Genomic DNA, 13,978 nt, shown 5'->3' with positions numbered 1-13,978 from the left:
CGCCATACCTGACCGGCGGAGCCGTTGCGCCTGGATCCAATAACAATAATAAACATGCGGAGTGACTCATGAATCTCGATCTGCTGGTAGTGGTGTTTTACTTTTTGGTGATAGGAGCGGTGGGTTGGTTAGGCGTTCGCCGGGCGACGACCAAAGAGGATTATCTGGTTGCCGGACGTAATCTGGGGCCCTGTTTGTATCTGGGCACCCTGTCTGCGGTGGTGCTGGGCGGGGCGTCAACCATCGGCAGCGTCAAACTGGGTTATACCTACGGCATCTCTGGCGTGTGGCTGTGCGGTGCGCTGGGGGCGGGCATCGTGGTGCTGAGCATGGTGTTGGCAAAGCCGTTGCTTAAGCTAAAGCTCTACACCGTCAGCCAGGTGCTGTCGCGTCGTTATCACCCAGCGGCCAGAGTCACCAGCGGCGCCATTATGTTGGCCTACGATCTGATGGTGGCGGTGACGTCGATCATTGCCATCGGCAGCGTGATGCAGGTGATGTTCGATCTGTCGTTTATCACGTCGATTTTGCTCGGTGGCGGTTTGGTGGTGCTGTATTCAACGTTGGGCGGCATGTGGTCACTGACGCTGACCGACATTATCCAGTTTATCATCATGACCGTTGGCATGATGTTGGTGCTGATGCCGATGAGCATCGTCAAAGCCGGGGGTTGGACGGCGTTCAGTAGCCAACTGCCGGATAGCTACTACCGGCTATCATCCATCGGGCTGGATACTATCGCGGTGTTCTTCCTGATCTACTTCTTCGGCATTTTGATTGGTCAGGATATCTGGCAGCGGGTATTTACCGCCCGCAGCAACACTATTGCTCGTTATGCCGGATTAGGGGCCGGCGTGTATTGCGTGCTGTATGGCGTAGCCGGTGCGTTGATCGGCATGGCCGGCAAGCTGGTGCTGCCGCAGTTGGCTAATACCGACGGGGCTTTTGCCGCCATTGCGCAGGCGGTGCTGCCGCCGGGCGTCAGCGGATTGGTGGCCGCCGCCGCACTGGCTGCGCTGATGTCGACCGCCAGCGCCTGCCTGCTGGCGTCATCGACCATCGCGCTGGAGGACGTATTGCCGGCGATTCGCAAGCGCCCCTCGGGCGGACTGGCCGCCGGGCGATTTACTACGCTGATCATGGGCTGCATCATGCTGGGGTTGGCGTTTGTGGTGCGGGACGTGATGGCGGCGCTGACGCTGGCTTATAACCTGCTGGTGGGCGGCATGCTGATCCCGCTGATTGGTGCGATTTTCTGGCAACGGGCCACCAGCACCGGCGCTATCGCCAGCATGCTGACCGGCAGCCTGAGCGTTTTGGGGCTGATGTATTATCAGGGTATTGAAGCCAACAGCCCTATCTACGGCGGCTTGCTGGCGGGCGGCGCGGCCTTCCTGATTGGCAGCTTACTGACCCGGCCAAGCCCACAGCCGCAGGTACAGCCCGAGTAACCGGTAATCAGGGGCTGCCATGCGCAGCCCCATCCTCGTTTAAAGCCAGCCGGAGCGCTTCAGCTTCTGGTAGAGGAAGAAGCAGCCGACGACGGTGACCCCCAGCGTGGCGTGGTAGGCCCAGGGGAACTTCAGCTCTGGCATGTCGGCGAAGTTCATGCCGTACAGGCTGAAAATCACCGTAGGGATCGCCAGGATCGCCCCCCAACCGGCCAGGCGTTTCACCACTTCGTTCTGTTTTACGGTGACCAGCGCCAGATTGACGTGCATCGCGTTGGTCAGCATTTCGCGCATATCGTCGATATTGCTGACCACCTGATGCGCATGGTCTTGCACGTCGCGTACGTAGGCGCGCAGCTCTTTCGGGATCACTTCTTCATGCAGGCGGATCAACTGATTGCAGATTTCGTCCATCGGCATCGCGGCATTGCGCAGCGCCAGCAGGTGCCGCCGCAGGGTGTAGACGTTCTCGATGGCGGCCTGATCAAATTCCGATTTGAACATGTTGGCTTCAATGCCTTCAATGGTCGCTTCGAACTTCGCCACCACGCTACGGTAGTTATCTACTACAAAGTCCAACACCGAATACAAGGCAAAGCCCGGGCCGCGGCACATTTGCTTATGGTTCTCTTCGGCCTTGGCGCGGATTGGGGCGTAGCTCGGTGATTTGCCGTGGCGTACCGTGATCAGGAAGTTCTTGCCCACGAAGAAGTGTGTTTCGCCGTACTCAATTTCGTCATTGCCCCATTGCGCGGTTTTGACCACGATAAACAGCGAGTCACCGTAAGCTTCAAGCTTCGGTCGCTGGTGGGCGCACAGCGCATCTTCAATCGCCAGATCGTGCAGCCCGAACTCCTCCTGCACTTTGCGCATAAAGGCGTCTTCCGGCTGCCACAGCCCGAGCCAGACGAAGGTATCCGGCTGTTTGACCACCTCGCTGATATCATCAATGGTCACTTCGCCCAGCCGTTCACCGGCCTTGTATGCCACGCAATTCACAACCATGGTTGCGGTTTCCATCAGGTCACCTGCTATTCAATTAGGGTTTTGGTGAGAAAGTAACATTCATGTTCCACCGGGTAATTCTGCAGCGTCATCTGCAGTTGATAACCGAGTTTTTCGTAGAACGGCCGCGCCTGAAAACTAAAGGTATCCAAACGAACATAGCGGCAGCCGCGTGCTTTCGCCTCCCGTTCCGCCGCCAGCAATACTTTACGCCCCAGGCCGCTGCCGCGTTGCGAGTCCGCTACCCATAGCCATTCAACGCTCAGCCAGTTGCCCCAGGTCTCGCCGGTCAGGCCGGCGACCACCTGGCCGGCGGTGTCCCGGGCGTAAATGCCAAGCGGCTTACGCAAGCTGGGATCCACATAGGGGCTGTTGTGGGCTCTAAGCCCCTGACGAATAACGTCGAGGGTGTCTTCATTGAGCGTCTCGGTTACGGTGATGTTCATCTTTCCTCCTTGGTGAACCCTTAACTTAAGCACAGTCTGACTAAAAGGCAACACGTTGAAATTTAAAACAAACGTCAAAATCAGCCTGCTGGACTACACTGAGTAGGTTGTTTTTTGTCCAGGAGGACGCTATGCACCGATTGACTATGATAGCCGCTTTGCTGTTGTTCAGCGGCTTGCTGCACGCCGCGCCGACGGTAACGCAATTGCAGGACAAGTTGGAACACCCGTGGTCGCTGGCATTTCTGCCCGGCGAACAGGGAATGTTAATCACCGAACGGCCGGGGCGTTTACGGCTCTGGCTGCCGGGCCAGGGGCTTTCGGCGCCTATCGCCGGTGTGCCGCAGGTATATGCCGAAGGCCAGGGCGGTTTGCTGGAAGTGTTGCTGGCGCCAGATTTTTCCACCAGCCGACGAGTTTACCTCAGCTTCGCCGAAGCGGGTGATGAGGGTAAAGCGGGGACGGCGGTAGGCTACGGGCAACTTAGCACCGACAACCGACGGCTGGAGAATTTCAAGGTGATTTTCCGCCAGCAACCCAAGCTGTCGGTCGGCAATCATTTTGGGGGCAAGCTGGCGTTTGATCGTCAGGGGAATCTGTTTATCGCGCTCGGGGAGAATAATCAGCGGCCGACGGCACAGGATCTGGACAAGTTACAGGGCAAAATGGTGCGCTTAACCGCCGACGGCGCGGTACCGCCGGATAATCCTTTTGTCGGCCAGGCCGGCAAACGGCCGGAAATTTGGTCATACGGTCACCGCAATCCTCAGGGGCTGGCGTTGAATCCGTGGAGCGGGGTGATGTGGGAGAACGAACACGGTCCACGCGGTGGCGATGAGGTCAATATTCCGCAGGCAGGGAAAAACTACGGCTGGCCGATAGCCACCTATGGCATCAATTACTCCGGGCTGGCGATCCCGGAGGCGAAAGGGCAGAAGGTCGCGGGCACCGAACAACCCCTGCATTATTGGCCGGTGTCGCCGGGTATCAGCGGCATGGCATTCTATGATTCGCCGCGTTTCCCTGCCTGGAAGCATTCGCTGTTTATTGGTGCGCTGGCCCAGGAAGCGCTGATCCGCCTGACGCTGCAGGGAGACAACGTGGTTTCTGAAGAAAGGCTGCTGGAGGATCGCGGTGAACGCATTCGCGAAGTGCGGGTCGGGCCTGACGGCTATCTTTACCTGTTAACCGATGCAAGCAACGGCAAGCTGCTGCGGGTAGGGCTCTAGGAGAGAATTGCGCCCCAGCGGATGCGGGGCGCAGGAAACTCAGGTTAACTCACTCATCACACCGCGCTGATAGGCTGGTCGCTCGGTCAGTTGCTTATACCAGCGCTCCATGTTCGGGCGAGCTTGGCGCTTGATCGGCATGGAGAACCAGGCGTAGGCGAAACTGCCCAGCGGGATATCGCCGATACCGAAGTCTTCACCGGACAGGTAAGGCTGACGACCCAGGGTGTCTTCCACAATGTCGAAATGCTTTTCCAGTGTGGCAATCGCCGCTTCGATCTTCGCCATGTCACGCAGTTCTGGCTTGGTACGCACCAACCCCCAGAACACCACGCTAAAGTGACTGACAATGGTGGCCGTGGTCCAGTCCATCCATTTTTCGGCGCTGGCACGCGCCTGCAGATCCTGCGGGTAGAAAGGTTCGCTACCAAACTTCGCAGCCAGATAGCGCACTATGGTGTTGGACTCCCACAGCACAAAGTCATCGTCTTGCAGCAGCGGCACCAGGCCATTCGGGTTCAATGAACGGTAGAGTTCGTCGTTCACCTTGCCGAAAGCGCCTCCGGCGTTGATATGGCTGTAACTCAGCTCCAGCTCTGCGGCGCACCACAGCACTTTCCTGACGTTGTTCGAATTTTCACGACCCCAAATGGTCAGCATAGAACGCCTCTTTTACGTGGGTTAATCAACCTAACTAATTATTCCTACTCCACAATTCAGCGCTTGTCACACTGGAAGGCATTTTTTGCCGACGTGGGCGACACATTCAGCGTTCCCAGCGGCAAATCTCCCAACCATTCTCCAGCGCCAACGCGTTGAGTTCGCTGTCGGGGTTGATTACCGTGGCGCTGTCGACGTATTCCAGCATCGCCTTGTCGTTGAGGGAGTCGCTGTAGCCGTGGCTGTGCTCGAAGCTCAGTTCCGGATGTTCAGCCAACCACTTTTTCAGGCGGATAACCTTGCCCTGTTGGTAGGTCATGGTGCCGTAGGTGTTGCCGGTGAAGCGGCCGTCTTGCACTTCGACGCCGATGGCCAGCGCGCCGTCGGCGCCAAGCTGGGCGGCAATGGGGGCCACCAGGTGCTCGCCCGTGGCGGAAATGACCAGAATGCAATCACCACGCTCGCGGTGCCACAGCAGCCGCTCGCGGGCGGCAGGGTAGACTCGCGGCAGGATATCGCGGCGAATATAGCGCTGCACCCAGCCGGCCACCGTTTCGGTACTCAGGCCGGTCAGCGGTGCCAGCGTGGCCTGCATGTAGTCCTCCATGGACAGCTTGCCCTGATAATAGTGCTGCATCAGTTGCTGTTCCTGCTGTTCCAGTTCCGCCGGTGCAAACCCTTCAGTGACCAACCAACGCATCCATAGGCTGGCGCTGTCTTCATCAATCAGGGTTTCATCCAGGTCGAATAAGGCTAAATCCATCAGTATTTCTCCGGCAGGCAGGGAGGGGGAATGGGGCTGTTTATAGAATAGCGGATAGCGTTAGTCGCCAGCCAGTGGCGACAACGAAATTGCGCAGAGCATAAGTCGCATTGATGACAGTTTTGCGACGCTTTGTTGAAGGTTTGCATAACTTAGAACACAACAATATTGGCTGACGCTTGAGCCGCAGTGGTAACTATAGGGGTAATACGCTGGCTATCCAGGAGTTGAAGATGCTGATAATTCGCCTTTATACCGGCCCGATTTTTGTCGGGGATGAAGAGGAACAGGATGATGACACCCCCACTGACGCTGAAGAAGTTGCCGCTGCTGGATCTTTCGCAGCTTGATGGCGACGCCGGGCAGCGGCAGGCGTTTCTTGACGGTTTGCGTATTGCGGCGCGTGACGTCGGCTTTTTCTATTTGCGTGGCCACGGCGTTGATAGTGCCCTGAATGCACAGCTGCAACGGCTGGCGAGGCAGTTTTTCGCCCTGCCGGAAGCCGACAAACTGGCGGTGCAGATGGTGCATTCGCCGCATTTTCGCGGCTATAACCGTGCGGCGGCTGAATTGACCCGCGGCCAGCCGGACTGGCGCGAACAGTTTGATATCGGTGCAGAGCGAGCGGCGCTGCCGTTGGCTGAAGCAACCCCACGCTGGGCGCGTTTGCAAGGGCCGAACCAATGGCCGGGGGCACTGCCCGAGCTGAAACCGCTGTTATTGCAATGGCAGCAGGCAATGACCGCCATGTCGCTGCGGCTGTTGCGCGCCTTTGCCCTGTCGCTTTCACTGCCGGAACAAGCATTTGATTCGCTCTACGGCGACAAACCCAATGAACATATCAAACTGATCCGTTATCCAGGGCGTGAAGCGACCGCGAGCGGGCAGGGGGTTGGCGCCCACAAAGACTCCGGTTTTCTCAGCTTCCTGCTGCAGGACCGGCAGAAAGGTCTGCAGGTTGAAGTGGATGAAGGGCGCTGGGTTGACGCCGAACCGCTTGAGGATACCTTTGTGGTCAACATTGGCGAATTGCTGGAGTTGGCAACCAACGGCTACCTGCGTGCCACGGTACATCGGGTGGAGACGCCACCGGCGGGGAGCGATCGACTGTCGATTGCTTTCTTCCTCGGGGCGCGACTGGACGCGGTGGTGCCTGTGTATCAGCTGCCTGAACATTTGGCCGCGGAAGCCCATGGCCCAACCAGCGATCCGCATAATCCGCTGTTGCGCGACGTAGGCTTTAACTACCTGAAAGGACGCATCCGTTCCCATCCGGATGTGGCGCAGCGTTATTACCAGGATGTGGTTGCTTAAGGGAGGAGGCTGCATACCGCGCCCAACCGGGTGAGTCGGGTCGAACATGTTCGACCCGATTGTTTTGAATTACTCTGCCAGTGCCTGCTGCAGATCGGCGATCAAATCTTCCGCATCCTCAATCCCTACCGACAGGCGCAGCAATTGTGGCGTAATACCGGTTTTCATCCGCTGTTCCAGCGGGATAGAAGCGTGAGTCATGCTGAACGGCTGACTGATCAGGCTTTCCACGCCGCCGAGGCTTTCTGCCAGGGTAAACAGCTGTGAACGTTTGATCACCCGGCGGGCATAGGCATCGTCGCCTTTCAGCCGTACGGAAATCATGCCGCCAAAGCTGCTCATCTGCCTGGTCGCCAACGCGTGCTGCGGGTGGCTCGGCAGACCAGGGTAGTAGACTTCTTCTACCTGAGGTTGGCCTTCCAGCCACTGGGCAATACGCAAGGCGCTGTTGCTGTGACGCTCCATACGCAATGCCAGCGTGCGGATGCCGCGCAGCGTCAGGAAGCTGCTGAACGGATCGAGAATGCCGCCCACCGCGTTTTGCAGGAAGCCGAGCTGCTCGGCCAACTCTGGGTTATTCCCCACCGCAGCGACACCGGCGACCACGTCGGAATGGCCGTTGAGGTATTTGGTGGCGGAATGCACCACCACATCAAAGCCGAGTTCCAGCGGACGCTGGATATAAGGCGAGGCAAAGGTGTTGTCCGCTACGCTGATCAAACCGTGTTTTTTAGCGATGGTGGCGATGGTGCTCAGATCAGCCAATTTCAGCAATGGGTTGGTCGGCGTTTCAACCCAGATCATTTTGGTATCCGATTCGATGGCCTGTTCCAGCCCGGCAAGGTCCGCCGGGGAAACATAGGTGACGCGCAGGCCTGCGGTACGGCTGCGGACCTTCTCCAGCAGGCGATAGGTGCCGCCGTACAGATCGTCGACTGCCACCAGATGGCTACCCTGATCGAGCAGCTCCAGCACCGTTGAACAGGCGGCCAGGCCAGAGGCAAAGGCATACCCACGGCTGCCGCCTTCCAGTTCGGCAATGGCGCTCTCCAACGCGGTGCGCGTTGGGTTGGCACTGCGTGAATATTCATAACCGGTATGCTCCCCCGGCGCCGGTTGGGCGTAGGTGGAGGTCGCATAAATGGCCGGCATTACCGCACCGGTGGCATCTGGCGTGTAACCGGCATGAACCGTCAACGTATCAAACTTGGCCATACAATCATTCCTTATTAACGTAATTTTTGGCGCCAGGCGTTAAGCACGTCTGTGCGGGTAATCAAACCGAGGAAACGCTCACCGTCGAGGACGACCGCTACGTGGCCGTGATTGAAGGTGGCCAGTAAATCCTGATAGCTGGCTTCTTTTTGCAGCGTCTTGACCGAATGGGTCATGGCGCGGGCGGCCGGCAGACTGAAGTGGCTGGCGTCCGCCTGCACGGCATTGAGCAGATCCCACTCGTCGATCAGGCCGACAACCCGATCGCCTTCCAGCACCGGCAGCTGCGAGATGTCATACAGCCGCATGCGGGCATGAACGATAGCCAGCGTGTCTTCCGGTGCGACCGAAACGGCGGCCCCTTCGTCATGACGGTAGGCGATCAAATCGCGTAAATCCTGATGCTGCGGCTTGCTCAGCAGGCCTTGTTCCAGCATCCAGTGGTCGTTATACATTTTAGACAGGTATTTGTTGCCGCTGTCGCAGACGAAGGTGACCACGCGTTTCGGCTCTGTTTGTGCCTGGCAATAGCGCAGCGCTGCCGCCAACAGGGTGCCGGTGGATGAGCCTGCCAACACGCCTTCTTTGCGCAGCAGATCGCGCGCGGTGGTGAAGGCTTCGGCATCGCCGATACGATAGGCATTGCGCACCTGGTTAAAGTCGCTCAGCGGCGGAATGAAATCTTCGCCGATCCCTTCCACCAGCCAACTGCCGGCCTCGCCGATCTGGCCGTTATCAAGATAGTCCGCGAGGATCGAGCCGGCCGGATCCGCCAACACGAACTCGGTTTGCGGCGAGACTTCGGCAAAATAGTGGCTCAGGCCGCCGAGTGTGCCGCCGGAACCGACGCCAACCACGATGGCATCGACCTGATGCTCCATCTGCTGCCACAGTTCCGGCGCGGTGGTACGGGTATGGGCCGCCGGGTTGGCCGGGTTGTTAAACTGATCGATATAAAACGCACCGGGGATTTCGTCGGCCAGCCGTTTGGCGTAATCCTGATAGTAAGCCGGGTGCCCCTTGCCAACGTCGGAGCGGGTCAGCACCACTTCTACTCCCAGGGCGCGCAGATGGAAAATCTTCTCGCGACTCATCTTGTCCGGCACCACCAACAACAGCTTATACCCCTTCAGGGCCGCCACCAGCGCTAGGCCCAAGCCGGTGTTGCCGGCGGTGGCTTCAATGATGGTGCCGCCGGGCTGCAGGCTGCCGTCGCGTTCCGCTTGCTCGATCATCGACAGCGCTACGCGGTCTTTGATGGAGCCGCCGGGGTTTTGATTCTCAAGCTTGACGAACAGGCGGCAGGGGCCGGTATCAAACTGAGTCAGTTCCAGCATCGGGGTGTTACCGATCATATCGATGACGGAATGCGGTATTGCCATGAGGATCTCCAGAATAATTCGGTTTAAAGCCGTTATCTGGATGATAGCGCTGTCAATAAGCCCATTAAAAAGAACAAATAACCACTCAATATGCTTTTTTGGAATATATTAATTCAATTTGGACGTATGGAGGCATGGATGTTCAGCGGTGCAGATGTTCAGCCGTATGGCCGTGGGCCGTTTAAAAAAACGACGCGCCGTCGGCTTTTCATCCAATTTATGCGTAACAGCGTACAGTTATGTAAAAATGCTGAAAATTCGCGCTAAACCCTGCAAAAATAAGATGAATCTAATAAACTCACAGCAAGGGCATTTTCGGTACGCCGCTCAACCCGTCATGGGGCCGCAGGGAGTTTGCGGTTGGAAAACGCGTATCGGGCCACTCTCGCTGGTTGGCTGAAAACGTGAATATGTTTGAAAGTTAACGCTATTTCAATGATTTGAATGGATACTCTGGCGACGTCATGATGAAAAAAAACTTTTCCACTACCCTGAAAAAATTAACCTTTAGCGTCAGCATCCTGTTGTTGGCTGCGCCTGTCGTACAGGCGGCGGAAGCGCCGGCTGCCCCGCAGGTCGATGCCAAAGCTTTTGTGCTGATGGATTACAACAGCGGCAAAATTCTGACGGAGGGCAATGCCGATACCCGGCTCGATCCCGCCAGCCTGACCAAGATCATGTCCAGCTACGTGATTGGCCAGGCGATCAAGGCCGGCAAGATCAAGCCGGAAGACATGGTCACCGTAGGTAAAGATGCCTGGGCTACCGGTAACCCGGCGTTGCGCGGCTCCTCGCTGATGTTTATCAAGCCGGGCGACCAGGTGCCGGTGATGGAGCTCAACAAAGGCATCGTCATTCAGTCGGGCAACGACGCCAGCATCGCGCTGGCCGATTATGTCGCGGGTAGCCAGGATTCGTTTGTCGGCCTGATGAACAACTACGCCAAATCGCTGGGCCTGCAGAATACCCACTTCCTGACGGTGCACGGGCTGGATGCGGAAGGGCAGTACAGTACCGCACGTGATATGGCGCTGCTGAGTCAGGCACTGATCCGCGACGTGCCGGATGAATATGCGCTGCATAAAGAAAAAGAGTTCACCTTCAACAAGATCCGCCAGGTTAACCGCAACCGTCTGTTGTGGAGCTCCAACCTGAACGTTGACGGCATTAAAACCGGTTACACCGGTGGCGCCGGTCATAACCTGGTGGCCTCGGCCACCGATGGCCCGATGCGTTTGATCTCGGTAGTGCTGGGCGCGCCGAGCGATCGCGTCCGCTTTAGCGAAAGTGAAAAGCTGCTGACCTGGGGCTTCCGCTTCTACGAAACCGCCACCCCTATCAAAACCGACAAGCCGTTTGTTACCCAGAAAGTGTGGTTTGGCGACGTTGGCGAGGTGCCGTTGGGCGTAGCGAAAGATGCGGCGGTCACTATCCCGAAAGGGCAGATGAAAAACCTGAAGGCCAGTTACAAGCTGAACCAGCCGACGCTGGAAGCGCCATTGGCAAAAAATCAGGTGGTTGGCACCATCGATTTCCAACTTGACGGCAAAACCATCGAGCAATATCCGCTGGTGGCGATGCAAGAGGTGAAAGAAGGGAACTTCTTCAGCCGTATCTGGGACATGGTGATGATGAAACTGACCCAGTGGTTCGGCAGCGTGTTCGGCTAGTTATCACGAGGGTTCAAAGACCACGTTGTTATCAAACAGAGGGCGCATGATGGCGCCCTCTGCTTTTATCAGTTACAGGCGACCACCTTGATCGCCAGACCGCCCTGCGACGTCTCACGGTATTTGGCGTTCATGTCCTTGCCCGTCTCATACATGGTTTCAATCACCTTATCCAGGCACACCCGCGGCTCGCTGGTACGACGCAGCGCCATACGTGCTGCATTGACCGCTTTCACCGCGGAAATCGCGTTACGTTCGATACAGGGCACCTGAACCTGGCCAGCCAATGGATCGCAGGTCAGCCCCAGATGGTGCTCCATGGCGATCTCCGCCGCGATGCAAACCTGAGCTGGGCTGCCGCCCATCAATTCCGCCAGACCGGCCGCCGCCATGGAGCAGGCGACGCCCACTTCCCCCTGACAGCCCACTTCTGCACCCGAAATAGAGGCGTTCATCTTGTACAGCGCGCCAATGACGCCGGAGGTCAGGAAGTAACGGCTATAGGAATTAGGGTTCACCGGGCGAATAAACTGGTCGTAATAGGCCAGTACCGCCGGGATGATGCCGCAGGCACCGTTGGTTGGGGCGGTCACCACGCGGCCACCGGCGGCGTTTTCTTCATTCACGGCGAAGGCGAACATATTAATCCAATCAACGACGTTCATCGGATCGATGTTGTTCTTGTCGCCGGTCACCAGAATACGGCGCAGAGCTGCGGCGCGGCGCTGAACCTTCATTGGGCCGGGCAGCAGGCCTTCGGTATTCATGCCGCGTTCAATACCGGCACGCATCACTTGCCAGACTTCGGCGAAGTGCGCGTCGATCTCGGCCTTGCTGTGCAACGCCAGCTCGTTTTGCATCACCAGACCGGACAGCGAAAGACCGGCGTCCTTGCAGTGCTGTTGTAAGTCACGCGCCGAATTGAACGGGAAGGGCACCTGAACCGGATTCGCCTCCGACAGGCCAAAATGTTCCTCATCGACGATAAAACCGCCGCCGGTAGAGTAATAGGTTTTGCTGTGCAGCAGACGTTCGTCGGCGAAGGCGCTAATGCGCATGCCGTTTTCATGCAGCGGCAGATTATTGCTGTGGAAGTTCATGCTGGTTTGCAGCGGAAAATCCACTTCGTGATGACCCTTGGCCATCAGCAGGCGACCGCGTTGCTCAACGTCACGGATAAAACCGGCGATACCGTCGATATCCACGTCGTGCGGCAGGTTACCCGCCAGGCCCATAATGATGGCGATATCGGTGTGGTGTCCTTTGCCGGTCAGAGACAGCGAGCCGTAGACGTCCACCACGACGCGGGTGGTATCCATCAACTGCTGGCTGGCGATCAACTCATCGGCGAACAGCTTGCCGGCTTTCATCGGACCGACGGTGTGGGAGCTGGATGGGCCAATACCAATTTTAAAAATATCGAAAACGCTGACCATGGTTTCGCCTCCTTCTTCAGGTGTTAGGCGTTAATGCAGGAAAGGGGGCCGTGCAGAGAAGCCGGCGCACAGGGCGCCGGCCGGGCTGGATTAGAGGCTGTACAGGATTGCGGAGATGGCGATCAGGCCCATCACTACCACGAACACGTTACTGATGTGGCCGCTGTATTTGCGCATGGCAGGCACTTTACGGATAGCGTACATCGGCATCAGGAACAGCAGCATGGCGATGATTGGACCACCCAGGTTCTCGATCATGCCGAGGATGCTTGGGTTCAGGGTCGCAACAATCCAGGTAGTCACCAGCATGAAGATGGCGGTGATGCGGTTCAGCTTGTTGGTGCTGATGGTTTTACCGCGGCTCTTCATCGATTTGGCGATCAGACCGTTAAAACCTTCACGTGCGCCCAGGTAGTGGCCCAGGAACGATTTGGTGATGGCGATAAAGGCGATAACCGGCGCGATGTAGGCGATCATCGGGTTGTTAAAGTGGTTGGCCAGGTAGGACAGAATGGAGATGTTCTGTGCCTTGGCTTCCGCCAGGTTTTCCGGCGACAGGCTCAGCACGCAGCTGAACACGAAGAACATAACGGTCAACACCATCATGATGTGAGCGAAGCCCAGAATGCGAGAGCATTTCTTCTCGGCTTCTTCCTGGCCGTATTCTTCACGTTTGGCTACCGCAAAGGCGGAGATGATCGGCGAATGGTTGAAGGAGAACACCATGACCGGGATCGCCAGCCACAGGGTGATGATCAGGCCGTGGCCCATACCGGTACCGGCGCCGGACAGGGAAACGTTGTCGAAGATGGCGGTGGACCAGTTAGGGATCAGGTACAGAGCCAGCAGCATCAGCACGCCAACAAACGGGAACACCAGGATGCTCATGGTCTTCACAATAGCCTGCTCACCGAAACGAACGATGGTCATCAGGCCCACGATCAGGATCAGCGACAGAATGGCGCGCGGTGGCGACGTCATACCCAACTGGTGAGTAATGAAGCTGTCGACGGTGTTGGTGATCGCCACGCTGTAAACCAGCAGGATTGGGTAGATGGCGAAGAAGTAGAGCAGGGTGATCAGCTTACCGGCGCCGATACCAAAGTGTTCTTCAACTACTTCGGTGATGTCTTCACCGGCATTTTTACCGGAGAGCACGAAACGGCACAGGCCACGGTGGGCGAAGAAGGTCATCGGGAAAGCGATGATGGCCATGATGATCAGGGGAATCAAACCACCGATACCGGCGTTGATTGGCAGGAACAAAACGCCTGCGCCGATCGCGGTGCCGTACAGGCCCAACATCCACATGGTGTCGGTTTTACGCCAGGTACTGGTAGAGCCAGAAGCCGCAGAGGCAATGGTGCCGGTCTGTGTAGTGTCCATAAATATCTCCGAAGTGAACAC

12 protein-coding genes are annotated in these 13,978 nt (G+C 57.4%); 4 read left to right on the top strand and 8 right to left on the bottom strand.

Annotated features, from left to right (window positions below; genetic code table 11):
• The first annotated feature begins 68 nt into the window (after nt 1-68).
• Entirely contained in the window at nt 69-1,451 is a 1,383-nt protein-coding gene (locus tag AC1RKC_RS05630; protein ID WP_149573128.1) for a sodium:solute symporter family protein, read from the top strand.
• 39 nt (nt 1,452-1,490) lie between these two features.
• Here AC1RKC_RS05630 and corA read toward each other — a convergent pair whose 3' ends face one another.
• Both corA and AC1RKC_RS05620 read right to left on the bottom strand, forming a co-directional pair.
• Nucleotides 1,491-2,471: a magnesium/cobalt transporter CorA gene (corA, locus tag AC1RKC_RS05625; RefSeq protein ID WP_410529293.1), complete on the bottom strand. Its 981-nt coding sequence runs from the start codon at nt 2,469-2,471 to the stop codon at nt 1,491-1,493.
• A gap of 11 nt (nt 2,472-2,482) precedes the next feature.
• Nucleotides 2,483-2,902, bottom strand: a complete 420-nt coding sequence (locus AC1RKC_RS05620) for a GNAT family N-acetyltransferase (protein WP_115059333.1) — start codon at nt 2,900-2,902, stop codon at nt 2,483-2,485.
• Nucleotides 2,903-3,033: 131 nt separating this feature from the next.
• Here AC1RKC_RS05620 and AC1RKC_RS05615 point away from each other — a divergent pair, with 131 nt between their 5' ends.
• A complete protein-coding gene (locus AC1RKC_RS05615) occupies nt 3,034-4,131 on the top strand; it encodes a PQQ-dependent sugar dehydrogenase (RefSeq protein WP_493091923.1) in 1,098 nt (365 codons plus the stop codon).
• A 39-nt stretch (nt 4,132-4,170) separates the two neighbouring features.
• Here the strand turns inward: AC1RKC_RS05615 and AC1RKC_RS05610 are convergent, their stop codons facing one another.
• The gene (locus AC1RKC_RS05610) at nt 4,171-4,791 is read right to left on the bottom strand and encodes a glutathione S-transferase family protein (RefSeq protein WP_020826056.1); all 621 of its coding nucleotides are present in this window, start codon (nt 4,789-4,791) and stop codon (nt 4,171-4,173) included.
• 106 nt (nt 4,792-4,897) lie between these two features.
• Entirely contained in the window at nt 4,898-5,554 is a 657-nt protein-coding gene (locus AC1RKC_RS05605; protein ID WP_046374032.1) for an HAD family hydrolase, read from the bottom strand.
• A 294-nt stretch (nt 5,555-5,848) separates the two neighbouring features.
• Here AC1RKC_RS05605 and AC1RKC_RS05600 point away from each other — a divergent pair, with 294 nt between their 5' ends.
• Nucleotides 5,849-6,868: an isopenicillin N synthase family dioxygenase gene (locus AC1RKC_RS05600; RefSeq protein WP_261157279.1), complete on the top strand. Its 1,020-nt coding sequence runs from the start codon at nt 5,849-5,851 to the stop codon at nt 6,866-6,868.
• 69 nt (nt 6,869-6,937) lie between these two features.
• Here the strand turns inward: AC1RKC_RS05600 and AC1RKC_RS05595 are convergent, their stop codons facing one another.
• Entirely contained in the window at nt 6,938-8,083 is a 1,146-nt protein-coding gene (locus tag AC1RKC_RS05595) for a trans-sulfuration enzyme family protein (RefSeq protein WP_493091926.1), read from the bottom strand.
• A 14-nt stretch (nt 8,084-8,097) separates the two neighbouring features.
• Complete coding sequence (locus AC1RKC_RS05590) at nt 8,098-9,465, bottom strand: pyridoxal-phosphate dependent enzyme (RefSeq protein WP_122077983.1); 1,368 nt, start codon at nt 9,463-9,465, stop codon at nt 8,098-8,100.
• A gap of 464 nt (nt 9,466-9,929) precedes the next feature.
• On the opposite strand from AC1RKC_RS05590, the gene AC1RKC_RS05585 reads away from it, so the two are divergent.
• Entirely contained in the window at nt 9,930-11,135 is a 1,206-nt protein-coding gene (locus AC1RKC_RS05585; RefSeq protein ID WP_020826062.1) for a serine hydrolase, read from the top strand.
• 68 nt (nt 11,136-11,203) lie between these two features.
• Here the strand turns inward: AC1RKC_RS05585 and AC1RKC_RS05580 are convergent, their stop codons facing one another.
• Both AC1RKC_RS05580 and AC1RKC_RS05575 read right to left on the bottom strand, forming a co-directional pair.
• Nucleotides 11,204-12,571: an L-serine ammonia-lyase gene (locus AC1RKC_RS05580; RefSeq protein ID WP_020826063.1), complete on the bottom strand. Its 1,368-nt coding sequence runs from the start codon at nt 12,569-12,571 to the stop codon at nt 11,204-11,206.
• Nucleotides 12,572-12,661: 90 nt separating this feature from the next.
• Nucleotides 12,662-13,957 (bottom strand): HAAAP family serine/threonine permease, encoded by a 1,296-nt coding sequence (locus AC1RKC_RS05575; RefSeq protein WP_020826064.1) that lies wholly within the window; start codon nt 13,955-13,957, stop codon nt 12,662-12,664.
• Between the last annotated feature and the right edge of the window lie 21 nt (nt 13,958-13,978).

The organism is Serratia sp. GW822-FHT06E05 (assembly GCF_058799445.1).
The sequence above is the reverse complement of the archived record's forward strand: the minus strand, read 5'-3'. Positions and strand labels throughout refer to the sequence as shown.

Coding starts and splice junctions, on each gene's coding strand:
- AC1RKC_RS05630 (WP_149573128.1), top strand. CDS start 69: ATGAATCTCGATCTGCTGGTAGTGGTGTTTTACTTTTTGGTGATAGGA.
- corA (WP_410529293.1), bottom strand. CDS start 2,471: ATGGAAACCGCAACCATGGTTGTGAATTGCGTGGCATACAAGGCCGGT.
- AC1RKC_RS05620 (WP_115059333.1), bottom strand. CDS start 2,902: ATGAACATCACCGTAACCGAGACGCTCAATGAAGACACCCTCGACGTT.
- AC1RKC_RS05615 (WP_493091923.1), top strand. CDS start 3,034: ATGCACCGATTGACTATGATAGCCGCTTTGCTGTTGTTCAGCGGCTTG.
- AC1RKC_RS05610 (WP_020826056.1), bottom strand. CDS start 4,791: ATGCTGACCATTTGGGGTCGTGAAAATTCGAACAACGTCAGGAAAGTG.
- AC1RKC_RS05605 (WP_046374032.1), bottom strand. CDS start 5,554: ATGGATTTAGCCTTATTCGACCTGGATGAAACCCTGATTGATGAAGAC.
- AC1RKC_RS05600 (WP_261157279.1), top strand. CDS start 5,849: ATGACACCCCCACTGACGCTGAAGAAGTTGCCGCTGCTGGATCTTTCG.
- AC1RKC_RS05595 (WP_493091926.1), bottom strand. CDS start 8,083: ATGGCCAAGTTTGATACGTTGACGGTTCATGCCGGTTACACGCCAGAT.
- AC1RKC_RS05590 (WP_122077983.1), bottom strand. CDS start 9,465: ATGGCAATACCGCATTCCGTCATCGATATGATCGGTAACACCCCGATG.
- AC1RKC_RS05585 (WP_020826062.1), top strand. CDS start 9,930: ATGATGAAAAAAAACTTTTCCACTACCCTGAAAAAATTAACCTTTAGC.
- AC1RKC_RS05580 (WP_020826063.1), bottom strand. CDS start 12,571: ATGGTCAGCGTTTTCGATATTTTTAAAATTGGTATTGGCCCATCCAGC.
- AC1RKC_RS05575 (WP_020826064.1), bottom strand. CDS start 13,957: ATGGACACTACACAGACCGGCACCATTGCCTCTGCGGCTTCTGGCTCT.